Origin of the sequence: Altererythrobacter xiamenensis (assembly GCF_900177715.1) — a bacterium.
GTDB classification, from domain to species: domain Bacteria; phylum Pseudomonadota; class Alphaproteobacteria; order Sphingomonadales; family Sphingomonadaceae; genus Erythrobacter; species Erythrobacter xiamenensis.
Genome location: NZ_FXWG01000004.1, coordinates 63,398 through 86,781, shown reverse-complemented (window position 1 = coordinate 86,781; position 23,384 = coordinate 63,398). Strand labels below are relative to the sequence as shown.

The 23,384-nt window shown below is 63.4% G+C and carries 19 protein-coding genes; 11 read left to right on the top strand and 8 right to left on the bottom strand.

Annotated elements, in window-relative coordinates:
* Nucleotides 1-116 precede the first annotated feature (116 nt).
* The 3 genes from CCE89_RS15045 to CCE89_RS15035 form a co-directional block, all read right to left on the bottom strand.
* Nucleotides 117-1,505, bottom strand: a complete 1,389-nt coding sequence (locus CCE89_RS15045) for an OprO/OprP family phosphate-selective porin (RefSeq protein ID WP_234990125.1) — start codon at nt 1,503-1,505, stop codon at nt 117-119.
* 133 nt (nt 1,506-1,638) lie between these two features.
* On the bottom strand, nt 1,639-2,043 hold the full coding sequence (locus CCE89_RS15040) for an acyl-CoA thioesterase (RefSeq protein WP_086438914.1): 405 nt from the start codon (nt 2,041-2,043) through the stop codon (nt 1,639-1,641).
* Complete coding sequence (locus CCE89_RS15035; RefSeq protein ID WP_086438913.1) at nt 2,040-4,241, bottom strand: S9 family peptidase; 2,202 nt, start codon at nt 4,239-4,241, stop codon at nt 2,040-2,042. The genes CCE89_RS15040 and CCE89_RS15035 overlap by 4 nt, the downstream gene beginning before the upstream one ends.
* Nucleotides 4,242-4,367: 126 nt before the next feature.
* Between CCE89_RS15035 and CCE89_RS15030 the strand changes: the two genes are divergently transcribed.
* The 6 genes from CCE89_RS15030 (at nt 4,368) to CCE89_RS15005 (ending at nt 10,234) form a co-directional block, all read left to right on the top strand.
* Complete coding sequence (locus tag CCE89_RS15030; RefSeq protein WP_086438912.1) at nt 4,368-6,188, top strand: aminopeptidase P family protein; 1,821 nt, start codon at nt 4,368-4,370, stop codon at nt 6,186-6,188.
* A 74-nt stretch (nt 6,189-6,262) separates the two neighbouring features.
* A complete protein-coding gene (locus CCE89_RS15025) occupies nt 6,263-6,646 on the top strand; it encodes a VOC family protein (protein WP_086438911.1) in 384 nt (127 codons plus the stop codon).
* Complete coding sequence (locus CCE89_RS15020) at nt 6,643-7,038, top strand: cupin (RefSeq protein ID WP_086438910.1); 396 nt, start codon at nt 6,643-6,645, stop codon at nt 7,036-7,038. Before CCE89_RS15025 ends, CCE89_RS15020 begins: the two co-directional genes overlap by 4 nt.
* 199 nt (nt 7,039-7,237) lie before the next feature.
* Nucleotides 7,238-7,996, top strand: coding sequence for a hypothetical protein (locus tag CCE89_RS15015; RefSeq protein ID WP_086438909.1), 759 nt, complete (start codon nt 7,238-7,240; stop codon nt 7,994-7,996).
* A 76-nt stretch (nt 7,997-8,072) separates the two neighbouring features.
* The gene (locus CCE89_RS15010; RefSeq protein ID WP_086438908.1) at nt 8,073-8,810 is read left to right on the top strand and encodes a response regulator; all 738 of its coding nucleotides are present in this window, start codon (nt 8,073-8,075) and stop codon (nt 8,808-8,810) included.
* 14 nt (nt 8,811-8,824) lie between these two features.
* Nucleotides 8,825-10,234: a sensor histidine kinase gene (locus tag CCE89_RS15005; protein ID WP_086438907.1), complete on the top strand. Its 1,410-nt coding sequence runs from the start codon at nt 8,825-8,827 to the stop codon at nt 10,232-10,234.
* Between the two features lie 140 nt (nt 10,235-10,374).
* Here CCE89_RS15005 and CCE89_RS15000 read toward each other — a convergent pair whose 3' ends face one another.
* Nucleotides 10,375-11,901 carry a helicase HerA-like domain-containing protein gene (locus CCE89_RS15000; RefSeq protein ID WP_086438906.1) on the bottom strand — a complete coding sequence of 509 codons (1,527 nt, stop codon included), beginning with the start codon at nt 11,899-11,901 and terminating at the stop codon, nt 10,375-10,377.
* A 179-nt stretch (nt 11,902-12,080) separates the two neighbouring features.
* Between CCE89_RS15000 and pabB the strand changes: the two genes are divergently transcribed.
* From pabB to CCE89_RS14975, 5 genes are all read left to right on the top strand, one after another.
* Entirely contained in the window at nt 12,081-13,892 is a 1,812-nt protein-coding gene (pabB, locus tag CCE89_RS14995) for an aminodeoxychorismate synthase component I (protein WP_086438925.1), read from the top strand.
* 54 nt (nt 13,893-13,946) lie between these two features.
* A complete protein-coding gene (locus tag CCE89_RS14990; protein ID WP_086438905.1) occupies nt 13,947-14,600 on the top strand; it encodes an RluA family pseudouridine synthase in 654 nt (217 codons plus the stop codon).
* Complete coding sequence (arfB, locus tag CCE89_RS14985) at nt 14,600-15,016, top strand: alternative ribosome rescue aminoacyl-tRNA hydrolase ArfB (protein ID WP_086438904.1); 417 nt, start codon at nt 14,600-14,602, stop codon at nt 15,014-15,016. The genes CCE89_RS14990 and arfB overlap by 1 nt, the downstream gene beginning before the upstream one ends.
* Before the next feature lie 159 nt (nt 15,017-15,175).
* Nucleotides 15,176-15,343 carry a 50S ribosomal protein L33 gene (rpmG, locus tag CCE89_RS14980; protein WP_010233410.1) on the top strand — a complete coding sequence of 56 codons (168 nt, stop codon included), beginning with the start codon at nt 15,176-15,178 and terminating at the stop codon, nt 15,341-15,343.
* 69 nt (nt 15,344-15,412) lie between these two features.
* Nucleotides 15,413-16,078 (top strand): LolA family protein, encoded by a 666-nt coding sequence (locus tag CCE89_RS14975; protein ID WP_086438903.1) that lies wholly within the window; start codon nt 15,413-15,415, stop codon nt 16,076-16,078.
* A gap of 373 nt (nt 16,079-16,451) precedes the next feature.
* Here CCE89_RS14975 and CCE89_RS15365 read toward each other — a convergent pair whose 3' ends face one another.
* From CCE89_RS15365 to CCE89_RS14960, 4 genes are all read right to left on the bottom strand, one after another.
* The gene (locus tag CCE89_RS15365) at nt 16,452-17,786 is read right to left on the bottom strand and encodes a TonB-dependent receptor (protein ID WP_268762273.1); all 1,335 of its coding nucleotides are present in this window, start codon (nt 17,784-17,786) and stop codon (nt 16,452-16,454) included.
* A 27-nt stretch (nt 17,787-17,813) separates the two neighbouring features.
* Nucleotides 17,814-18,773: a TonB-dependent receptor plug domain-containing protein gene (locus tag CCE89_RS15360; RefSeq protein WP_200810366.1), complete on the bottom strand. Its 960-nt coding sequence runs from the start codon at nt 18,771-18,773 to the stop codon at nt 17,814-17,816.
* Nucleotides 18,774-18,856: 83 nt separating this feature from the next.
* On the bottom strand, nt 18,857-21,616 hold the full coding sequence (locus tag CCE89_RS14965) for a [protein-PII] uridylyltransferase (protein WP_086438902.1): 2,760 nt from the start codon (nt 21,614-21,616) through the stop codon (nt 18,857-18,859).
* Between the two features lie 55 nt (nt 21,617-21,671).
* On the bottom strand, nt 21,672-23,369 hold the full coding sequence (locus CCE89_RS14960; RefSeq protein ID WP_086438901.1) for a class I adenylate-forming enzyme family protein: 1,698 nt from the start codon (nt 23,367-23,369) through the stop codon (nt 21,672-21,674).
* Between the last annotated feature and the right edge of the window lie 15 nt (nt 23,370-23,384).

Below are 23,384 nucleotides of genomic sequence, written 5' to 3'. Positions count from 1 at the left end.
GCCGCCACCGCCCGCATCACCGCCACAGGCAGTAAGGGCAAGAGCCGAAATGGCCGCAAAACAGGCCGTCTGAATAGGTTTCATGAGTGTGTTCCCCAATTGGATATCTTGCTGAATTAGAAGTCGATCTGCGCGCGGACGCCGAAGACGTCGACGCTGTAATCGGTGTCGCCGGTCGCGGTCGGAAGCACGGCGTCGGAATAATCAAGCTTGCCGTAATTCGCGAGCAGCATGGTGTAATCGGTCGGTTTCCATACCAGCGACAGGTAATAACCGTCCTGCGTGCCGCCGATGATCGGGCCGTCGTTGAGGTCGAGCCGGTCGTAACGCAGATTGACCTGGACCGAACCCATGCCGCCTTCGCCGACCGGATTGGCGGGCTTGGTGCGGTCGAACTTGCCGCCCTTGTAGCCGCGCGTGTCACCCCCGGTGAGGAAGTATCCCACTTCGGCATAGCCCCCGAAGAAGCCCGGATCGGACAGGCCTGCTGGCCGATTGACCTTCTGCCAATAGCCTTCCGCCGCAGCGTGGAAGGGTCCTGCGATCACCGCGCCCTCCGCTCCGAAGCCGAGCTCGCTGGTCGCGGCAAGACCGCCGGTGTTGACGAAGCGCGAACCGGTGAAGTGGACCAGCGGGCGCTGGCGATAACGCAGCGAGCTTCCGTCTTCGAGACTGGTATAATGCACCGACCCGCCGAGGTGGAGCTGGGCGTCGCCCATTTTCGGCATGAACACCACGCGCCCATCCGCGCTCCAGTTCTTGTTCGACAGGTCTTCCATATTGTCGGTGAACAGGCCGGTCTGGACCAGCACGTCGCCGCTGGAGAAGACCGCAGCCGCGCCGACGCGGCGCTCGAAGCCGAACGCATCGGTGAAGGCCGCGCGCTCGATGAAGCTGGTGTGGAGCGAGCTGGTCAGTTCCTCGAGCGATTGGAAATTGTTGAACTGGCCAGCGCTCATTTCGACATTGCCCGTCTCGTAGGAAATGATCGCATCGGTGACGGCGACATCGTTGCCAGCGAAATCGACTTCGAACTTGTAGCCGAAACCGCCCGGCATGTCGCCAGAGACGCCGAGGCGCGCGCGGCGCGCTTCGCTGCCGAAACCATCGTCGGCACCGGCAGAATCCGGCGCACTCACGAAGCCCGCGTCATATTGCAGGCGGCCACGCGGCTTGAAGCTCCAGCCGCCCTCGCCCTTGATCTCGGGTGCGCCCTTGAACGCGATCGCGGGGGTCTCGTCGGCTTTCGCCTTGGCCTCGCTAGCCGTCGTCGAAGCGGCAAGAGCAGTCTCGTTTGCCGCGGCCGCTGCAGCGCTGGCGGCCTCAGCCTCGGCTTCCGCCTCGGCGAGTTCGCTTTCGAGCGCATCGATCCGCGCAGCCATTGCGGCCATCTGCGCGCGCATTTCGGCAATAGCTTCGCGGGTTGCCGCATCATCCTGCGCATAGGCAGGCTGTGCGAACGTCATGGCGGTCGCGAGAGCGAGTGCCGATACCTTGAGTCTCACAGATTTCGATCCCTTGTCTGACCAATCTGCTGCGCCAGTATGACCGGCAAATTACAGTTTCGTGACAGGTTCTGCGAGGTCGGTGGAAGGCTTGTGGATAACGGCAAGGACAGCGCGAGATCGTCCAAGACCTTTAGCTTTCTTCCGCCTGGAACGGCGCGATCACATCGGGGCGAACGCGCACCAGCCGTTGGCTCTCCTTGTCGAGCATTGCCCAGGTGGTGCGGGCAGAGACGATCACTTTGCCCGCCGCATTGGTGAAGTCGACGCGGCGATCCGACTTCGCGCCCTGCGGCGCATCGGGGATCCAGGTCTCGCCTGTCACGCTTTCGCCTTCACCGATATTGCCGCGGTAATCGATCTCGTGCCGGATCACGACCCAGAAGAAGCGCGCGTGATCTTCGGGCCGCGCCGCCGCATCCCAATGCGCGGTGGCGATGTCCTGCACCCAGCCGACCCAGACGGTGTTGTTGACATGGCCGAGCTCGTCGATGTGCTCGGGCAAGGCCGTGAAGGTGCGGGAGAAGCGGTTGGTCACTCGCCCGCCATGCCCATCTGCCAGAGGATGAAGGAATACTCCTCGGCGACTTCATAGACCGAGTTCCAGCGGCCCGACTTGCCGCCGTGGCCTGCACCCATATTGGTCTTCAAAAGCAGTTCGTTGTCGTCGGTCTTCACCTCGCGCAGCTTGGCGACCCACTTTGCGGGCTCCCAATAGGTGACGCGCGGATCGTTGAGGCCGGCAGTCACCAGCATCGGCGGATAGTCCTGCGCCACGACCTGATCGTAGGGCGAATAGCTCAGGATATAGGCGAAGGCCTGCTTCGATTCGATCGGGTTGCCCCATTCCTGCCATTCGCCGGGCGTCAGCGGCAGGTCCTTGTCGAGCATGGTGTTGAGCACGTCGACGAAGGGCACATGGGCGACGATGGCGCCATATTGCGACGGGTCCTGATTGATGATCGCGCCCATCAGCTCGCCGCCGGCCGATCCGCCGCTCGCGGTCACCTTGCCTTCCGAGGTGAAGCCCTGCGCAATCAGCCCGCGCCCAGCATCGACGAAATCGTTGAAGGTGTTGGTGCGCTCGTTTAGCTTGCCCTGCAGATACCAGCGCCGTCCAAGGTCGTCGCCGCCGCGAATATGCGCGATGGCGAAGGCGAAGCCGCGATCGACCAGACTGAGGCGCGTGGTCGAAAAGCCCGGCGGGACGGCATAACCGTATGCACCATAAGCATAGAGGTGGAGCGGGCCGCCGGGGCCGCCGTTCATTTCGTCGCGATCCTTGCGCATGACCACGCTGACAGGAACCTTGGTCCCGTCGCGCGCTTCGATGGTGACGCGCTCGGTCGTGTAGAGCGATGCATCGTATCCGCTCGGGATTTCCTGCTGCTTGAGCAGTTCGAGTTCGCCCGAGGTGACGTGATAGTCATAGACCGAATCCGGCGTCACCATGCTCTCGTAGGAGAGGCGCAGCGCGCTCATGTCGTATTCGGGATTGTTGGTGAGGCCGGTGCTGTAGCTCGCTTCGGCAAAGCCGATCGGCCGCGCGCTGGTCGGTGTGTCGTAGGTGCGGATCTGGATCTGATCGAGCCCGTCGAGGCGCCCTTCGGTGACGAAGAAATCCTTGAACAGGTCGAAACTGGTCAGATAGAATTCGTCCGATCCCTCCAGCACCGTTTCCCAAGCCGACGAATTATCGAGCGGCGCCTTGGCAAGGCGGAAATTGATGTGCTCGTCATTGGTCCAGATCCAGAGTTCTGTCCCGGTATCCGTGGTGCGAACGTCGACCGAATACTCGACGCCCTTCTTGCGCGGCTTGACGAGGATCTGCTCGCCGGTCGGATTGTCGGCGCGAACCAGCCGCACTTCGCTGGTTTCGTTGTCGCCGGTGGAAATGACCAGCCAGTCTTCCTGCGCACTGAGGCCGGAGCCGACGCGGAAGGTGATATCGTCCTCCTTGAAGATCTCGATATCGTCCGAAGCGGGTTTGCCGACCGTGTGGAGGCGGACATTGTTGACGCGCCAGTTTTCGTCGACCCTTCCGTATGCGATCATGGTGTCGTCCGCGAGCCACACGAGGCCGGACAGCGTTTCGGGAATCTCGTCGTCGAGCAGTTCGCCGGTCTCGAGATCCTTGATCCGTGCGGTATAGCGCTCGCCCCCGCTGGTGTCGGTCGAATAGGCGAGATAACGCCCGCTGTCGCTGATCGAGAACGCGCCGAGGCGGAAGTATTCGTGCCCCTCGGCCAGTTCGTTCTCGTCGAGGATGAGGACCGGATCGCCGCCCGCCACCGGCTTGCGGTAGTGCTTGCGGTATTGCGCGCCTTCCTCGAACTCCGACCAGTAGAGCCACTCGCCATCCTTTTGCGGGACGGTCGAATCGTCCTCCTTGATGCGCGCCTTCATCTCTTCGAACAGCGTATCGGTCAGTGCCTTCTGCGGCGCCATGCGCGCTTCGAACCAGGCGTTCTCGGCCTTCACGTAGTCGAGAATGTCCGCGTCATCGACCGTGGGATAGGACGGGTCCTTGAGCCAGTAATAGGGGTCCGAAATCGTGATCCCGTGATGCGTAAAGCTATGCTCGCGCTTTTCTGCGACGGGCGGGGAGGTCGGGCTCACGGTGTCTTTCGATGTGGTCACCTCGGCGTGGTCCTCTGTGGTTTGGGCTGCAATCTGAGACGGAACGAGCGATAGCGCGAAAATGAGCGCGCTGGACGCGACAAATGACGATTTCATGGGGTCTGCGATGCCCTCTTTGTATGGTTCGCATGGGTGGAAAGCGCCATGCGTTGCGACTATGTGGGTCATGTAGAGAACTGTGCCCGTGCGGCAAGTCCCGCCTCGAATGACCAGGAATTGATTATGCTGATGCAAACCCATGAAGCCCGTCTCGACGCACTGCGCCGCGAATTGAAATCGCGCGAGCTCGATGGCTTCGTCGTGCCGATCTCCGATGAACACATGAGCGAGTATGTCGGCGCCTATGCGCAGCGACTTGCCTGGCTGACCGGCTTCGGCGGCAGTGCGGGCAGCGCGGTGGTGCTGGCCGATGGCTATGAAGGTCTGGGCGCAGCGATGTTCATCGACGGGCGCTACACCGTGCAGGTGCGCGATCAGGTCGATGCGAAGCTCTACGAATATCGCTCCGTGCCCAAGGAGCCGATGGGCAAGTGGCTTGCCGACAACGCCAGCGCAGGCGCGCGCATCGGCTACGACCCGTGGCTGCACACGCAGAAATGGGTCGACCAGATGGAAAAGGCGCTGATCCGCAAGGGCATCACCCTCGTGCCCGTAGAGAGCAATCCGATCGACGCGGTTTGGCAGGACCGGCCTTCGCCTTCGAATGCGCCCGCGATGGTCCATCCGCAGGAGCTCGCCGGAAAATCCTCGGCCGAAAAGCGTAGCGAGATCGCCGAATGGCTCAAGGAAGAGGGTTACGACGCAGCCGTCGTTTCGGCGCTCGATTCGATTGCATGGCTGCTCAACATCCGCGGGACGGACGTCGACCGCACGCCGGTCGCGCTGAGCTATCTCGTGGCGAAGGCCGACGGCACGGCAGAGCTGTTCATCGCGCCCGACAAGGTCACGCCGGAACTGACCCAGCACCTCGGCAATGCGGTGACCATCCGCGACCGGATGGATTTCGCGCCCGCGCTGGCCGAGATGAAGGGCAAGAGCGTCACCGTCGATCCCGATTATGGCGCGGCGGCAATTGCGCAGCTGCTCGAAGAGGGCGGCGCGAGCGTCGCCTTCAACCGCGACCCGGCGATCCTGCCCAAGGCGATCAAGAACCCGGTCGAACAGCAGGGCCACCGCGATTCGCAGGCGCGTGACGGCGCGGCGGTTGCCCGCTTCCTCCACTGGCTCGAACGCGAAGCCCCCTCGGGCGAGATCGACGAACTGACCGCTGCGGCCAAGCTGCGCGAGTTTCGCGAAGCGCATGGCGATCTGCGCGACCTATCGTTCGACACGATTTCCGCCGCCGGTCCGCATGCCGCGCTGCCGCACTACCGGGTCGATGAAGACAGCAACATGAAAATCCCGCCGTCCTCGATCTACCTCGTGGATTCGGGCGGCCAGTATCCTGCCGGGACGACCGACATCACCCGCACCGTCTGGGTCGGGCCGGGCGAGCCGAGCCAGGAAATGCGCGACCGCTATACCCGCGTGCTCAAGGGCCATATTGCAATCGACCGCGCGGTCTTCCCGCAAGGGACCGCCGGCAGCCAGCTCGACGCATTCGCGCGCCAGTTCCTCTGGGCGGCAGGCGTCGACTATGCCCACGGCACCGGCCACGGCGTCGGCAGCTTCCTTTCGGTCCACGAGGGGCCGCAGCGCATCGCCAAGTCGGGCGGCGGGCAGGCCGGAACCGATCAGGAATTGATGCCGGGAATGATCCTCTCCAACGAGCCGGGATATTACAAGGCGGGCGGCTTCGGCATCCGCATCGAAAACCTCGTGCTGGTCGAGCCGCGCGAGATCGAAGGTGCAGAAGGCGAGTATTACGGCTTCGACTGCCTCACCTTCGTGCCGATCGACCGGAAACTCGTCGATCGCGACATGCTGACGATGGAAGAGGTCGAATGGTGGAACGCCTACCACGAGAAGGTGCTCGAGATTCTCGCGCCGCAATTGTCGGGCGACGATCTTGCCTGGGTCGAGCGCGAGTGCGCCCCGCTGTGATCCATCTTGTAGGATCACGTTTGTTCGCGTAATGTTCTCCTCATCGAGTCGCGCACTCGATGAGGAGATACGCAATGATCGGATATGTAACTGTCGGCACCAATGATCTGAAGCGCGCGGCAAGCTTCTATGACGCTATTGCTAGGCATTTCGGCGTGGGCCGGATGATGGATTTCGAGGACGCCTTCATCGCCTGGGGCGAGATGAACGGTGCTCCGGGCATCGCTGCGACCAAGCCGTTCGATGGCAAGGAAGCGACCGTCGGCAATGGCGTGATGGTTGCGCTGCAATGCGATGGGCCGGAGATGGTGCAGGCGGTCTATGACACGGCCATGGCCCATGGCGGCAGCGACGAGGGTGCACCCGGTCCGCGCGGCGAGGATGGCTTCTACGCGGGCTATTTTCGCGATCCCGACGGCAACAAGCTCAACGCTTTCTGCATGGTCGAGAAAGAATGAGCGCGCCGCGATTGGCTGAACGCTTCGTGCATCTGGGGCTTGGCGCGACTGCCGAGCCCCAGCCACCCTTTACCGGGCTCGAATGGTATGAAGGCTATGGCGCCCGGACGGCGAGCGACGGGTCGGAAGGCCGGCTCGTCTCGATGCATACTTTCACCGAAGGCTGGCCGAGCTGGGAGATGCACCCCAAGGGGCATGAAGTCGTCATCTGTACCGCAGGCGAGATGCTGCTGACGCAGGAATATCCGGACGGGCGGCGCGAGCAGACCACCTTGCGCACCGGCGAATACGCCATCAACGATCCGGGCGTCTGGCATATCGCCGATGTTGCCGAGAGCGCGACGGCGGTCTTCATCACGGCCGGCGAGGGCACGCAGCACCGCCCGCGCTAGGCTTGCAGCCGGGTGAACGGGGCAGGCGAAGCGATACAAACCGCGACAATTCGGCCCGAAACGGACAAATTGCTGCGACAGACCTGCTCTAGAAGAGATAGCACGAGTTGCGGCGGTGGGCCGGGCGATCCAATCCCCTCCCCCTAACGCCCGGTCCGCCCCGCGGCTCAACCCTGTTAGACCCTACGGAGCCGAACCCATGAAGAAGCTTACTCTTTCCCTGTCCGCTGCCGCGCTTGCCATTACGGGCGCAGGCGTCGCCTATGCCGACCATCATGGCGGCAAGCAAAACCCCGACAGCGATGGCGATGGTGTCATCAGTGCTGCCGAACACAGCGCACATGCCGATGCGATGTTTGCCCGGCTTGATGCAAACAGCGACGGCGTGATCGACGCTGAAGACCGCGCCGCGCACATGGCGGCCCGCGCCGAAAAGCGCGAGGAACGCCGCGCAAACTTCTTCGCCGAGGCAGATGCCAACGGTGACGGCGAACTGACCGCCGAGGAAATGCAGGCCGCACACGAGGCGCGCCGTGCCGAACGCATGGAAAAGCGCGGTGAACGCCGGGGTGAACGCCGGGGTGACCGCATGGCGGCGATGTTCGAACGCGCCGATACCGACAACAGTGGCGGATTGTCCGAAGCGGAACTCGAAGCTGCGCGTGAAGCCAGGATGGAGCGCCGCGAGGCGCGCCGCGGAGAGATGTGGGGTGGCGAAGGCCGCCATCACGGCAAGATGCACCGACGCGGAGGCGGTATGCGGATGATGCACGCCATGTTGCAGCGCGCCGATACGGATGGCGATCAGGCTGTCAGCCGCGCCGAGTTCGATGCAGCGGTCGATGCCCGCTTCGCCCGGATGGATACCGATAATTCGGGCACGGTCACGGCAGAGGAGCGCCAGGCCGCTCGCGAAGCCATGAAGGCTGCGCGCCAGCAGCGCCGCAACCAGAACTGAGGCAAAGCTTGCTCAATGAACCGCGGCAGGGCCTTTGGACTTGCGCCGGGCCCTGCCTGCGGCGAGTAACCGGATGATGAGCGCACCTGCTCCCACCTCGATCCTGCTCGTTGATGACGAGCCTACCCTTCGCGAACCCCTGGCCGAGTATCTCACCGGTCAGGGGTTTGCCGTGCGTGAAGCCGAAAGCGCGGCTGCTGCACGGAGTGTCCTGCTGGAAGAGCGCCCGGATCTCGTCCTGCTCGACATCATGATGCCGGGCGAGGACGGTCTCTCGCTCACCCGCCATCTGGTCGAAACGCAGGACATCCCGGTGATCCTGCTTACCGCCAAGGGCGAGGCGACTGACCGCATCGTGGGCCTCGAAATGGGCGCCGACGACTATGTCGTGAAGCCGTTCGAGCCGCGCGAACTCATCGCTCGCATCCGTTCGGTCCTGCGCCGTGCGACGCGCGAAAACCACGGCACGCAGCCGGAGGGTGAGCTCCACTATATGTTCGACGGCTGGCGGCTCGACCCGTTGAAGCGCAAGCTGACCGATCCCGAGGGCGTTCACGTGCCGATCTCGACCGCCGAGTTTCGCATGTTGCGCGCCTTCCTCGATCGCCCGCGCGAAGTGCTCGACCGCGACCACCTGCTCGACTTGGTGCAGGGCCGCGAAGCGCAACTGTTCGACCGCGCGGTCGACAACCAGGTCAGCCGCTTGCGCCGCAAGATCGAGGCGGACAGTCGCAACCCCGAACTGATCCTGACCGTGCGCGGTGGAGGCTATCGCCTCGCGGCGGACGTGCGGCGGGTGCGGGCGGAGGCCTAGCGGTGAGGCGCCTGATGCCCAGGAGCCTGCTCGGTCAGGTCATGCTGGTATTGGCACTGGGCCTCCTCGCCGCGCAGGCGATCTCCGGCGTGCTGCTTTACCGCGCGGCCGAGGAAAGGCGTGATGCCGCGCTGGTGAGCACGCTGGCATTCCGTCTTGCCATGGCAGGGGAGCGGCCCGATCGCGCAGAGCGCCGTGCCTTGCGCGAGCGAATTTTCGAGGAAGGCAGACGATCGCGGTTCGGCGACGATTCCGAAATTGTGCCGCGGCGCAGTCTGAGGATCGGGACGGAACGCAGCGCCGATTTTCCCCTGAACGAGGGCGAACAGCGGCTCGGTCAATATGAAGAAGCGTTGCAGGAGACGCTCGCGCGGCAGGGAATTGCGACGGGCGAGATAATCGTCGCCCGGCGCCTCGCGGGCGAAGACGGCTTTCTCGCCTCGCGCCCGCGCATGCATGACCGGTTCGCCGGGCAGGACTGGGCCAAAAGGCCTGTGCTGGTGGCTGGCGCGCAGCAGGCCGATGGCAGCTGGACGGTCGTGCGGATTGCCGAACCGCGCGCGCCGCGCAGCATCGCCGGCACGATCCTGCTGCAGACGCTGGTCATCTTCCTCGTGCTGTTCGGCCTCCTCTATTTTGTCCTGCGCCGACTGACCCGACCGCTCGCGCGGCTGACCGAAAGGGTCGGAGACTTCGCCAGCAATCCCGACCGCGCGGTGGAGATCGAGGAGAGCGGGCCTGAAGACATGCGCCGCCTGATCGCAGCGCACAACGCGATGGAGGCGCGCGTCGCCGCCATGCTCGATGAGAAGGACGTGATGCTCGGCGCAATCGGGCACGACCTCAAGACCCCGCTCGCAGCCTTGCGGGTCCGCATCGAAAGCGTCCCGGACGAAGCGCAGCGCGCGCGGATGGCGAGCAGTATCGAGGACATTACCCGCACGCTCGACGATATTCTCAATCTCGCGCGTGTAGGCCGGGCGAGTGATCCGAAGGAGCCCACCGATCTCGCGGCACTGGTCGCTTCGCTGGTCGAGGAATATGAGGACATGGGGGAACCGGTCGAACTGCGCGCGCATCGCAAGCTGGTCGCGCCGCTGCGAGCGACCTGGCTCAAGCGCGCGGTCCGCAATCTCATCGGCAATGCGCTGCGTTACGGTGGTACCGCGAGAGTGGACGTCGAGCGCGACGGCAACATGGCCGTCATAAGTATCGTGGACGATGGGCCGGGCATACCCGCAAGCCAGATTGCCGATATGATGGAGCCATTTCGCCGGGGCGAGGCGAGCCGCAACCGCGCGACCGGCGGGTCAGGTCTCGGCCTCACGCTCGCCCGCGCGATTGCCGAGCAGCACGGTGGAAGCCTGTCGCTCGCGAACCGTCCCGAAGGCGGCCTCCGCGCGGAGATCAGAATTCCGGTCTAAATCCGACCGACTTGCCAGGTTTTGGCGGAAGGCGTCAGCGAAAATAGCTCCGGATGAGAACCGGCGCGCATCGTGCAGATTGCACGTGAGCACCGGAAGCGCAGACCGGAGCTATTTGCAGCAAGCCAGCCGCCAATAACTTACCGCATTAAACCGCCGAGGACATTGCGCACGAATGCCGTCGCGCCTGTCCGGATCGGATCGGCGGATGATTTCTTGCCCAGCACGGTCGCGACGGCAATCGACGCAAGCGAGCCGGAGGCGGCGCGTACCGCGCTCTTGCCGGCCCGTTCCCACAATGATGTACTCTTGCGACTGCGCTTGCCGACTTCCTCACGGCCCTTGTCCTCAACCTCTTCGGCGGTCTCGGCTGCATCCAGGGCCTTCTGCGCAAGCACTTCCTCGGCGCTTTCGCGGTCGACTGCCTCGTCATATTTCCCTTCGACCGGGCTGATCGACTGGATGATCGCGCGCTCCTTGGCATTGACCGGGCCGAGGCGCGAGCGGGGCGGCTTGATCAGCGTGCGCTGGACGATCGATGGCGCGCCGTCTTCATCGAGCGTCGAGACCAGTGCCTCACCGACCTTGAGTTCGGTGATCGCTTCCTCGACGTCGAGATCGGGATTGATGCGGAAGGTTTCGGCCGCCGCCTTGATCGCGCGCTGGTCGCGCGGGGTGAAGGCACGCAGCGCGTGCTGGACGCGGTTGCCGAGCTGGCCTGCCACTTCCTCGGGAATGTCGATCGGGTTCTGCGTCACGAAGAACACGCCGACGCCCTTCGATCGGATCAGGCGTACGACCTGTTCGATCTTGTCCTCGAGCGCCTTGGGCGCATCGTCGAACAGCAAGTGCGCCTCGTCGAAGAAGAACACCAGCTTCGGCTTTTCCGGGTCGCCCACTTCGGGCAGGCTCTCGAACAGTTCGGCGAGCAGCCACAAGAGGAAAGTCGCATAGAGCTTCGGGCTGCGCATCAGCTTGTCGGCGGCAAGCACATTGATGATTCCGCGCCCCTGATCGTCGACCTGGAGAAAATCGTCGATTTCGAGCGCGGGCTCGCCGAAGAAATGATCGGCCCCCTGCGCTTCGAAACTCAGTAACTGACGCTGGATCGCGCCAACCGATTGCTTCGACACATTGCCATATTTGCCCGAAAGCTCCTTGGCGTTCTCGCTCGCCCAGGCCAGCACCGACTGCAGATCGCCGAAGTCCAGAAGCAGCAGGCCGTTCTCGTCGGCATGGCGGAAGACGATCTGCAGCACGCCTTCCTGCGTTTCGTTCAAATCGAGCAGGCGACTGAGGAGCAGCGGACCCATTTCGCTCACCGTGGTGCGGATAGGGTGGCCCTGCTCGCCATAGAGATCCCAGAAAACCACCGGATTGTCCGAATAGGCATAGTCGTCCATGCCCAGTTCCTTCGCCCGTCCCTCCAGCTTGTCGGCATGCTTGAAGGTCGGCGAACCCGGCATGGAGACGCCCGACAGATCGCCCTTCACGTCGGCGACGAACACCGGCACGCCATTGGCGGAGAAGCTTTCCGCCAGCCCCTGCAGCGTCACCGTCTTGCCGGTGCCGGTCGCACCCGCGATCAGCCCGTGGCGGTTAGCCCGCGACAGGTCGAGATACTGCTTCTCGCCATTAGCGGCGAGGCCGAGAAAAATCTGGCTCATTCTAGGATTGGTCTCCGGTCCCGAAAGTCTCGCCGAATGTCTGGCAAAGGGCGGGCCATGCGGTCAAGTTTCAGTATGTAAAGGCGGGGCCTGATCGAGGGCGAAGAGCGGTGCGGTTCGGCGCAGCGGAGCAAAGCTGTGCTTCCATTCGGCGGCACAGTCACTATTGCATGGGGGCGATGGGTCAGAACACTCCCTTCATCCTGCTCGACGATGCGCGAAGCGAAAATCCGGCGCCGGCGCATCTCTACGAGAATCCGCATGAGATCTTCGTCGCGCGCCGCGGCGAAGAGGTGGCGGCCGTGCTTGAAGCGGCGGACGCGGCCCGGCGCGAGAAGGGCGGGCATCTGGCCGGATTTTTCGCCTATGAGGCCGGTCTGGCCCTGGAACCCAAATTGCTGCCCCTGGCCGATGCCCGCAGCGGCGCAGTGGGGCCGCTGGTCTGGCTCGGCCTGTTCGATGAAGCTCGGGAAATACCGGCTGATAAGGTCGACCAATGGCTGGCCGATCGGTCGGAAGGCACCGCCGCGCTCGGCCCCCTGACCCCGCAGCTTTCGACCGGAGGTTACCTCGAGGCTTTCTCCCAATTGCAGGAGGCGATCCGCGCGGGCGACATCTATCAGGCGAACCTCACCTATTCGCTCGCCGGGTCGTTTCGCGGCGATCCGGTGGCGCTTTACGCGGCGCTGCGCCCGGCGGCGAAGGCGGGCTATGGCGGGCTGCTGTTCGACGGCTCGCACTGGCTGCTGAGCCTGTCGCCCGAGCTGTTCTTCTCGGTCAGGGGTGACACCGCCAGGGTCAAGCCGATGAAGGGCACGCGCCCTCGCCTTGCCGACCCGGCGGCGGACCAGGCGATGGCGGAAGAACTGGCCGGATCGGTCAAGGACAAGGCCGAGAACCTGATGATCGTCGACCTCATGCGCAACGATCTCTCCCGCGTGGCAGAGCCGGGCAGCGTCGATGTCAGCGGGCTGTTCGATGTCGAAAGCTACCCGACGGTGCATCAGATGGTTTCGACCGTTAATGCGCGGCTGCAGGATGGCAGGGGCGCGACCGATCTCGTCCGCGCGATCTTCCCCTGCGGTTCGATCACCGGGGCGCCCAAGATCCGCGCCATGGAGTTGATCAATGAGGTCGAGCGCGATGCGCGCGGGCCCTATTGCGGCGCGATCGGCAGGATCGATCCCGATGGCGATGCGGCCTTCAACGTCGCCATCCGCACATTGCGGCTGACCCAGATCGAGAACGGCCAGGGCACTGCGGTTCTCGGCGTCGGCTCGGCCATCGTTGCCGATAGCGACGCGATGGAGGAGCGGCGCGAATGCGAGGTGAAGGCGGGCTTTGCCCGGGCGAGCGCGATGGACCTTGTCGCGCCGGCTTTCGATCTCATCGAGACCATGCGGTTCGAGCCGGAGAGCGGCATCGACCTGCTCGAACTGCATCTCGAACGGATCAAGGCTTCGGCTGCGGAACTGGGCTTCGCCTTCGACCGTCATGTGGCGCGCAATCAGATCCAGGCGCTGTGTTTCGAGCTGGAAAAGCGCAGCAAGGTGCGGCTGCTCGCCTCGCGCGGCGGGGCTCTCGCGCTGGAGGCACAGGATCTTGGCGAGCGCGCGCAGGAGCCGATGGGCTGCATCGCGCTGCCGCTTCCTGTCGACCCGGGCGACTGGCGGCTGCGGCACAAGACCAGCGATCGCGCGTTTTACGAGGAAGCGCTGGCCGTCGCCCATGACAAGGGCGCGGGCGAAGCGATCCTCGTTCGCGAAGACGGGCTCGTTACCGAAGGCAGCTACACCAATGTCTTCGTGCGCGGCGATGACGGCGTGTTGCTGACGTCGCCAGCGCATCTTGGCCTGTTGCCCGGTGTTTTGCGCCGCTCCTTGATAGAGGCGGGCGAGGCGCGCGAAGCCGAGCTGACGCTGGACGATCTGGCCGATGGTTTCCTGCTCGGCAATGCGGTGCGCGGATTGTTCGAGGCGCAATTGAATTGACCGACGGCCTTGCCACCCGCGCGGGTGGTAAAGCCCCGCCGAAAAAGAGACACGATGACCGATATTCCCATTCTCTACGAAGACGGCGAAGCGCTGGTGGTGGACAAGCCAGCAGGCCTGCCGATCGACCGGCCGCGCAAGGGCGGGCCAGCGCTCGACGATCACCTCGAGGCGCTCAAGCTCGGCTTCCAGCGCGCGCCCACACCGGTTCACCGGCTCGACCAGGACACGAGCGGATGCCTGCTGCTGGCGCGCAATCCCAAGGCGCTCAAACGCTTCAACAAGGCGTTCGAGGATCGGCTGGTCGAGAAGGAATATGTCGGCCTTGTCGCGGGCACTCTCGGCGAGGACGAAGGCACGATCGAGCTTTCGCTCTCCAAGATCAGCTCCGCGGAAAAGGGCTGGCGCATGATCGCGGCGAAAAAGGGCAAGCCCGCCATAACGCATTGGCGCAAGCTGGGCGAAAAGGACGGCGTGACGCTGGTCGAGTTCCGTCCGGTCACGGGCCGAACGCACCAGATCCGAATCCACGCGCTGGCTGGTCTCGGCCACGCGCTGGTCGGCGACCCGGTCTATGGCAAGCCCGACCCGCGTGCCAAACGCACCATGCTCCACGCGACGAAGCTGGTGATGCACCGCGAAAACAAGACGCCGATCGAGGCGGTTAGCCCGCTCCCTGCAGATTTCGGGGGCTTCGGCTTCGCCTGATGGATAGCGACCTGATCTCCCGCGCCCATGCCCTGGCGGAGGAAAGCTTCCTCGCCGGGTCGGGTCCGGGCGGTCAGAACGCCAACAAGGTCGCGACCGAAGTCCAGTTGCGGGTCAATATCTACAAGCTGCGCCTGCCGCCGCCGGTCTTCGCGCGGCTCCGCGCGATCGCCGGAAGCAAGCTGACCGCTGCGGGCGATCTGCTCATCACCGCGCGCGAACACCGCACGCAGGATGCGAATCGCCAGGCCGCCCGCGAGAAGCTGGAAGAGATGCTCGAAGAAGCGCATCGCCAGCCCAAGAAACGCGCCAAGAGCCGGGTCAACCGCGTCGGCAAGACCAAACGCCTGAAGGCCAAGAAGGCACGCGGCACGGTAAAGGCCAATCGCGGCAAGGTTTCGCGCGGCGACTGGTAGGAGCGGCGCAACGGCCGCACGTGCTCTCCGTGCTTGACTTTTCCCCGTGAATCGGCAAATGCGCGCCCCGATGGGGCGGCGCCGTGCGCGTCGCCTGTTGTTTTTCGGCCTGCTCCCGCAAGGAACGGGGCGGCCCCAACCGATCTTTAGGAACACGCCATGGCGAAGCCCGCAACCGTCAAGATCAAGCTCGTCTCGACCGCCGATACGGGCTTCTACTATGTGACGAAGAAGAACCCGCGCAACATCACGGAAAAGATGACCTTCCGCAAGTATGACCCGGTCGTGCGCAAGCACGTCGAGTTCAAGGAAGCCAAGATCAAGTGATTATTCCTGAACCGCGGGAACGCCGCAGGTTCAGTGACAGTTCAAGCCTCCGTGACTAGAAGACGAGGCATGAACATGCTGCAAATCATTTCGAAAAAGCCCCTGCGCGCCGCATTTGCCGGCGCGCTTGCGCTTGGACTGCCCGCCGCGGCGTTGACCCTGCCTGCTACGCCTGTCGAGGCCGCCCAGGGCGATCTCGATCGTGCGGTGACCGCCTTGCGCGGCATCAGCACCATGCGGGCCGATTTCACCCAGACCGACCGCCAAGGGCAGGTTGCGCGCGGCGTGATGACATTGAAGCGTCCGGGCAGAATCCGCTTCGAATACGAGAAGAGCATTCCGATGCTCGTCGTCTCGAACGGCAAGTCGCTCTACATGATCGATTACGAGGTCGATCAGGTCCAGCGCTGGCCGATCAAGAACTCGCCGCTCGGCGCATTGCTCGATCCCAGTCGCGACGTTGCCAAGTTCGGCAAGCTGATTCCGACCGGCAACCCGGATGTCGTCAGCATCGAAGTGCGCGATCCGGGCCGGCCGGAGTTCGGCGCGATCACGATGATCTTCGTGCGCAACGCCAATGCACCGGGCGGATTGCAGCTCACCAACTGGGTTGCGCTCGATTCGCAGAACCATCGGACCACCGTTCGCCTGCGGAATCACCGCTATGGCGTCTCGGTTGCTGACAGTACTTTCACGTTCAAGGATCCGCGCCGTTCATCTCGTCGCCCGCGCTGAACGCCTTAGCGGTGCGCAGTTGTAGGAATGCGACAAAATGCTGCGCTCCGTTCATTTACACGTAAGGCACAAGCGCGTAATTTGAATACTCAAGGCGATCGGAACCGGGTTTCCCCCTGTTGCCCGTGATTTCCAGCAATGGTCGTCTTGTGCAAGCGTGACGAACGCTCAAAAGGAACCCTCGTGCCAATGCCCCCGGCACGGGGGTTTTCCTTTTCTGAAGCTGCAGACGCCGGTTCTCGAGCCGCAGCCATTCCGGACTATTGCTGGCGCAATTTGCGACCGCTCGCAATTCAGAGATCGCACTTAGCCGCCCAACAAAAAAGGGGCGACCCGCAGGCCGCCCCTCTGATGTAAGCCAAGGCTCCGGGCCTCAGAACTCGAAGGTTGCTTCCATGCCGACCTGGCGGCCCTTCTGGAGCGGCGAGAACGTGCCCGCTGCCGGGAAAGGGTCGAACGGGCGGTTGACGCCGTTCGAGAGCGGTCCGCCGAACGGCAGCTGGGTGTCGCCACCTGCTTGCACTTCGTCGAACAGGTTCTTGCCGTAGATCGACAGGCTCAGCCCATCCATCGGCGTGTTCCAGGTGATATTCGCGTCGAGGTTGAGCGCGTCCTGGATGTAGCCGAAGTTGTTGTCGGTATACGCGAACTCGTCACGATACTGCAGGTTGATCCGGGTCAGGATATCGCTCGAACCGAGGTCCAGTTCATGGATCATGCCGACACCCCAGGTGAACTCGGGCACACGCGGCAGACGCAGCTCGAGATCGTTGTCGTCGATCACACCGTCGCCGGAAATGTCGAACAGGATCTCGTCATAGCTGTCGTCGATCACGCCGAGGTTGGCGGTGAACAGCAGGTCGTTCGACACCTGCATGCGCGCTTCGGCTTCGAAACCGAGGATCGAGGCATCGGCCGTGTTGAAGATCGACTGCGCCACGCCCGAAGTCGGCGATGACTGGTTCACCTCGCGCTGCATGTTCGCGATCTCGGTGTAATAGGCCGCGACGTTCAGCGTGAAGCTTCCGTCGATGGTCTGGAATTTCCCGCCGATCTCGTAGTTGTCGACCTTTTCCTCGTCGAAGGCGAAGGCGCCGTTGGCCGCTGCGACCGCTTCGAAGGCATTCGCATTGGTGATGCGGAAGTTGTAACCGCCGCTGCGATAGCCACGCGTCCAGTGCGTATAGATCTGGCCGTCAGCGAATTCGTACTGCAGGCCGAGCTTGGGCGACCAGTTCGACCAGCTTTCCTTGTCGGTGAAGCCGTTGTTCTCGGTCGGGATGAAGGGGTTGGTGCCCGCCGTCGGACAGGTGCCGTCGACGACCGAACATTCGGGGCGCGGACGGATGTAGGTCACGGCCGCGTCCTTGGTTTCCTCGCTCCAGCGCAGGCCGGCGATGACCGACAGCGCGTCGGTGAGCGCGAACTGGCCAGCCGCGAAGACGCCGAACACTTCATGATCCTGCGCGCCGCCGCCATAGAAGGTGAGCGGTGTGGAAGGCGGCAGATCGCGAACTTCGGTGTAGGCGATCGACTGGTCGAAGTAGAAACCGCCAACCGTCAGGTCGAAACTGTCGGTCGAGACCGCATAGCGAATCTCGTTCGAAATCTGGTCCTGGTCGGTTTCCGTGTCGGAGTGGAACAGGAAGGCCGGGAGTGCATCGATATCGCCGCCGGTCCTCGCTTCGTAGCTGCGATAACCGAAGATGTTGGTCAGCGTGCCGGGGCCGAGGTCCTATTCCGCATTCAGCGAGCCGGTCCAGATTTCGTTGGCGTAGAAGCCCGGGAAGTCGATTGCGAAATCGAAGCTGTCACGGTCGAACCTGCCGCGGTTCTGGCCGCTCGGCCCGTCGCCATCGCTTTCGAAATAGTCGAGCTTGCCGGTCACGGTCAGGTCGCCGAAGCGGCCTTCCAGCGCACCGCGTACGATCTTGGTTTCGGCTTCACCGTGGTTCGAATTGTCGAACAGGTTGGTGAAGTAACCTTCGTCCTTGTTGTAATAGCCGCCCAGCTTGAACAGCAGCGTGTCTTCGACGATCGGGCCCGAAACGACGCCCGAGACCGAGTAGTTGGCACCTCCGCGACCACCGTCGAGGAACGGGCCGTCGACCGAAGCGCTGACCTTGCCGGTGAAATAGTCGGTCGGGTTGCCGGTGTTGATCAGGACCGCACCGCCGGTGACGTTGCGACCGAACAGGACGCCCTGCGGGCCGCGCAGGATTTCGACGCTCTCGAGGTCGAACAGGTCGAACACGACGCCGCCGTTGATGCCGAGATAGACGCCGTCGACGAACACGCCGACGGTCGGATCGATCGAGGGGATCGAGCTGTTGATGCCGAGGCCGCGGATCGAGAAGTTCGCGGTGCCGCGGCTGGTGCCGACATCGTCGAGCGAGACGTTGGGGGCGGAATAGGTCAGCGACTGGACGTCGCGCACTTTGAGCGCATCGAGGGTCTCTGCATTGAAGGCCGTAACCGCCACGGGCACGTCCTGCACGTTCTCGGCATTCTGCGTCTTGGTACCGGTGACGACGATGGTGTTGAGCGAGCCGATCGCGCCCGTGCTCTGGGGTTCAGCTTCGTCCGTCTGTGTCTCGTCTTCGACGTTCTGCGCGTGCACTGCCATCGGCGCAATTGCGCAACTGGCGAGCAAAATCGCGGCCGCAGAGCGACGCCTAAAAAGCGTAAAATTCATGAAAATATACTCCTCACCTTGGGGGTGAGTGCGCCCATAGCGAAGAGTATCGATATTGCAACCTGTCGTCCGACGAGCGTCGGTCAGGCCTCTTCGAGTTCCTTTTGCCGCGTGTCGCTGGCGGCCTCGAGAAGACGCCTCTCGATCTCGTCGAGGCGCGGTTTGGAGGTGATCTTGGAACCCGTCAGGTCCGTAACGTAAAAGGTATCGGCGGCGCGCTCGCCATAGGCGGTGACGTGGGCGGAGTTCACCACCAGGTTGCTTTCGAACAGGACACGGGCGAGCCGGTTGAGGAGCGCCGAACGATCGCGCGCGTTGACCTCGATGACCGTGAAGCGGTTCGATGCCGAATTGTCGAAATTGACCCGCGGCGCGACGTCGAAAGCACCCGCACGGCTGCGTGGAAGCGGTCGTTGGGCGAGCTTGGGCACGAGTTCGATACGGTTGGCGAGCGCATCGCCGATCGAAGTCTTGAGCCGTTTCAGCTGGCTCTCTTCGTAGAAAGGCTTGCCGAGCGGGTCCTGCACCAGGAAATTGTCGATCGCAAAGCCGCTGCGCGAGGTATGGATGCGGGCGTCGATGATATTCGCTCCAGCCAGCGCAATACCGCCCGCGATCCGGTAGAACAGGCCGGGATGGTCGGCCGCGATCACGGTGACGAGTGTTGCTCCGCGTGCCTCGTAATATTCGCAATGGATCGAAAGCTGGTCCTTTACCGCGCGTGCCGCGTGATAGTGGACGAGATTGAGCGCGATCACGTCCTCCGGCTCTGCGATCCAGTAGGCATCGTCGAACAGTTCGCCGACATCGCCGACCAAATTGCTGCGATCTGCAAGCAATTCCGCAACTGCCTCCTGCTTGGCGGCGACGCGTTGCTCGCGCCCGTGCCCCATATGACCCAGGCGCAGCCGTTCCTGCGCTGCATCGTAGAGCTCGCCGATCAGCTGCGCCTTCCAGCTGTTCCATGTGCCCGGGCCGACCGCCTTGATATCGACGACGGTCAGGATGACGAGATTGCGCAGGCGCTCGAGGCTTTGAACCTCGCCGACGAAATCCTCGATCGTCTTGGGATCGGTCAGATCGCGTTTCTGCGCGGTCGAGCTCATCAGCAGATGTTGCAGGACCAGCCAGGCGACGAGGTCGGTCTCCTGCTCGCTCAAGCCGAACCGCGGGCACAGCTCGTGCGCTACTTCGGCACCCAGCACCGAATGATCGCCGCCGCGGCCCTTGGCGATATCGTGCAGCAGGACCGCGACATATAGCGCGCGGCGCGAATCGATGCGGTGGATCAGCTTGGTGCAGCGCGGATGCTGGGACTTGAGTTCGCCCTTCTCGATCTGGCTCAACAGGCCGATCGCGCGAATGGTGTGCTCGTCGACCGTATAGTGGTGATACATGTCGAACTGCATCTGCGCGTTGACCTTGCCGAAGTCGGGCACGAAGCGGCCAAACACGCCCGCCTCGTTCATCCAGCGCAGCACCATCTCGGGATTGTTGCGGCCGCTCAGAAGTTCGACGAACAGCGCATTGGCGCGCGGGTCCTCGCGCACCTCGTCCTTGATCTGCGGAGCATCGCGATTGGCCTGGCGCATGGTCTCGGGATGGATTTCGAGCTCGTTCGCTTCGGCCAGCTGGAAGATCTCGATCAGCCGCACCGGATCCTTGCGGAACCACTCGTCGCCCGGCGCCGCGATCCGTCCGCCGAACACGCGGTAACCCTTGAGATCGCGCGCCTTCTGTTTCCATCCGGCAAAGAACCCTCGCGCGGCGCGCTTGTTCTCGAACTCCTCATCGATATGGGCGAGAAACACGCCGGTCAGGCTGCCGACCCGCTTCGCCTGAAGGAAATAGAACTGCATGAAGCGTTCGACCGCGCTCTTGCCCGGGCGGTCGGCGAAGTTCATCCGCGCGGCGACTTCGCGCTGGAGGTCGAAGGTGAGCCGGTCCTCGGCCCTGCCGGTAATGGCATGGAGGTGGCACCTGACTGCCAGCAGGAAACCCTCGGCGCGGCGGAAGCTGCGATATTCGGCCTTGGTCAGAAGGCCCACATCGACCAGTTCGGCGCCCTTCTGCACCTGGTGGATATATTTGCCGATCCAGTAGAGCGTCTGGAGGTCGCGCAAGCCGCCCTTGCCATCCTTCACATTGGGCTCGACCACATAGCGGCTGTCGCCCATGCGCTTGTGCCGCGCATCGCGTTCCTCGAGCTTTTCGGCGAGGAACTGGCGTTCGCTGCCCTTGACCACCTCGGTCCAGAACCGCGCGCGCGCTTCTTCGTAGAGCGGCCGGTCGCCCCATACGAAACGGCTTTCGAGCAGCGCGGTGCGGATGGTAAGGTCTTCCTTCGCCATGCGCAGCGTATCATCGACCGAGCGGCTCGAATGGCCGACCTTGAGGCCGAGATCCCAGAGGAAATAGAGCATCGCCTCGATTACCTGCTCGCACCACGAGGCTTTGCGGGTGGGGGTGATGAAGGCGATATCGACGTCCGAATGCGGCGCCATTTCCGCGCGGCCGTAGCCGCCCACGGCAAGGATCGCGAGGCGCTCTGCCGAAGAGCGGTTCGCGACCGGATAGACATGCGTAATCACGTAATCATGGATCACGCGCAGCAGCTGGTCGATCAGGAAGGCCTGTCCGCCGGTACACAGGTGCCCGGCAGAAGGTTGTTCCGACAGGCGCCGGTCAATCTCTTTGCGTCCGTCCTCCAGCGCCTGCTTGAGAACCGAGACGATATCCTGCCGCGCCTTTTCCCCTTTCTCACGCGCCAGCGCCTCGACCTTTTCGGCGAGTTCGCGCCGGTCGATGATGGCGCGCTGATTGGGGATGTCGATTTCGTTCATACGCTAATCCGGATCACGGACGGACCGGTGCCCGAGCCGTCACGCGATCCAGGGTTCAGGCCGCAGCCGGTTCTCCGGCATGCATCGTGCGCACCGTGCGCTTGTCGATCTTTTGCGTGCCGAGGCGTGGCAGCGGCTTGTCTGACTGCCAGATATGTTCCTCGAGCGGGACTTTGAAGGGCGCGATACTGGCGAGCAGGAACTCGCGCAGGTCTGCCGGCGTCAGCGAATGGCCTGATTTCAGGTAGTACACCGCCGCCGGAACTTCCCCCATGCGCTCGTCCGGAATGCCGAAGACCGAACATTCCGCGATCGCGTCATGCGCGTAGATCGCCTCTTCCACCTCTATACAGGTGATGTTTTCGCCGCCGCGGATGATGATGTCCTTCTTGCGGTCGACGATGTAGAGATAGCCGTCTTCGTCGAGCTTGCCGAGGTCGCCGGTGCGGAAATACATGTCCTTGGTGAAGGCCGCCTTGGTCGCCTCCTCGTTGTTCCAGTAGCCGCTGAAATTGCAGACCGAGCGGATCGAGATTTCGCCGACATTGCCTTGCGGCACCTTGTTGCCGTCATCGTCGAGGATCGCGAGATCGACCAGCGGCCGGCTCGGCTTGCCGGTCGAGGAAGGCTTGGCGAGATAGTTCTCGTTGAAGTTGCCGCAGCCCACGCCATTGGTCTCGGTCAAGCCATAGCCCAGCAGCGGGAAGCCGTTGGGGAAAGCGTCGCGGATCTTGGTGACGTGCTCGACCGGGCGCGGTGCTCCGCCCGCGGCAAAGCCGCTGCAGGAGGAGATATCGTATTTCGCGCGATCGGGATGGGTCGCGATCTCGTAGCTCATCAGCGGAACGCCGGCGAAATAGCTGACCTTCTCCTTGTCCATCAGGCGCAGCGCCTCTCCCGCATCCCAGCGCGGCATCAGCACCAGCTTGCGGCCAAGCGCAAAGCTCTGGAGGAAGACCGGAACTTCGCCCGTCACATGGAACAGCGGCACGGCGACCAGCGCGCACGCCTGAGAGGTCGGAGCACCGCCCGAAGAATCGAGATAGGTGAAGGCCATCAGGCTCTGCAGAGCGTAGCTCATTGCGCCGTGGACGACGCCGCGATGGTCGGACCACGCGCCCTTGGACTTGCCGGTCGAACCCGAGGTGTAGAGGATCGTGGCGTAGTCGTCGGGACCGACGTCGAGGAACGTGCGCTCGCCCGGATCGCCCCAGATCTGGGCCAGACCATCGGATGGCTTGCCGCCGTGCTCGAACAGCACGATCTTGGCGCCGTGCTCGTGACCATCGAGCCGCTTGGCGCGCTGGGCATCGGCAAGCAGCAGCTTGCATCCGACGAGCTCGAGCTGATCGGCAAGTTCTTCGCCGCTCGAAAAACCGTTGAGCAGGGTCGCGCAGCCACCGGCGAGCAGGATGCCCATGTAGGCCACGATCCAGTTGGCCGAATTGCGCGCCGCGATACCGACGCGGTCGCCCTTGGCGACGCCATGCGTGTCCACCAGGCCTGCCGCAACATGGCGCGCGGCCTGCCACGTTTCGCCGAATGTCAGGCGGGTATCGCCATCGATGAGAAAGTCTGCATCCTTATGTTCGTTGCAGTAATGCGCGAAATAATGGTTGAGGGCAGGCGGAGCGAGCTTGAGCGAGGGCATGTCCACGCCGCCGCGCGTGAAGGGGACTGTTTCGGCGGGCATTCCTTCAGCCGTCAGCTTGTCCATGATTGCATCGAGTGTCTTGTCGAGCTCTGTGGGCATTCACGCCTCTCCTCT

Excerpts from the sequence above, each read along its gene's own strand:
- CCE89_RS15035 (WP_086438913.1), bottom strand. The coding sequence starts at position 4,241 with ATGAAATCGTCATTTGTCGCGTCCAGCGCGCTCATTTTCGCGCTATCG.
- CCE89_RS15030 (WP_086438912.1), top strand. The coding sequence starts at position 4,368 with ATGCTGATGCAAACCCATGAAGCCCGTCTCGACGCACTGCGCCGCGAA.
- CCE89_RS15025 (WP_086438911.1), top strand. The coding sequence starts at position 6,263 with ATGATCGGATATGTAACTGTCGGCACCAATGATCTGAAGCGCGCGGCA.
- CCE89_RS15020 (WP_086438910.1), top strand. The coding sequence starts at position 6,643 with ATGAGCGCGCCGCGATTGGCTGAACGCTTCGTGCATCTGGGGCTTGGC.
- CCE89_RS15015 (WP_086438909.1), top strand. The coding sequence starts at position 7,238 with ATGAAGAAGCTTACTCTTTCCCTGTCCGCTGCCGCGCTTGCCATTACG.
- CCE89_RS15010 (WP_086438908.1), top strand. The coding sequence starts at position 8,073 with ATGAGCGCACCTGCTCCCACCTCGATCCTGCTCGTTGATGACGAGCCT.
- CCE89_RS15005 (WP_086438907.1), top strand. The coding sequence starts at position 8,825 with ATGCCCAGGAGCCTGCTCGGTCAGGTCATGCTGGTATTGGCACTGGGC.
- CCE89_RS15000 (WP_086438906.1), bottom strand. The coding sequence starts at position 11,901 with ATGAGCCAGATTTTTCTCGGCCTCGCCGCTAATGGCGAGAAGCAGTAT.
- pabB (WP_086438925.1), top strand. The coding sequence starts at position 12,081 with ATGGGTCAGAACACTCCCTTCATCCTGCTCGACGATGCGCGAAGCGAA.
- CCE89_RS14990 (WP_086438905.1), top strand. The coding sequence starts at position 13,947 with ATGACCGATATTCCCATTCTCTACGAAGACGGCGAAGCGCTGGTGGTG.
- arfB (WP_086438904.1), top strand. The coding sequence starts at position 14,600 with ATGGATAGCGACCTGATCTCCCGCGCCCATGCCCTGGCGGAGGAAAGC.
- rpmG (WP_010233410.1), top strand. The coding sequence starts at position 15,176 with ATGGCGAAGCCCGCAACCGTCAAGATCAAGCTCGTCTCGACCGCCGAT.
- CCE89_RS14975 (WP_086438903.1), top strand. The coding sequence starts at position 15,413 with ATGAACATGCTGCAAATCATTTCGAAAAAGCCCCTGCGCGCCGCATTT.
- CCE89_RS15360 (WP_200810366.1), bottom strand. The coding sequence starts at position 18,773 with ATGAATTTTACGCTTTTTAGGCGTCGCTCTGCGGCCGCGATTTTGCTC.
- CCE89_RS14965 (WP_086438902.1), bottom strand. The coding sequence starts at position 21,616 with ATGAACGAAATCGACATCCCCAATCAGCGCGCCATCATCGACCGGCGC.
- CCE89_RS14960 (WP_086438901.1), bottom strand. The coding sequence starts at position 23,369 with ATGCCCACAGAGCTCGACAAGACACTCGATGCAATCATGGACAAGCTG.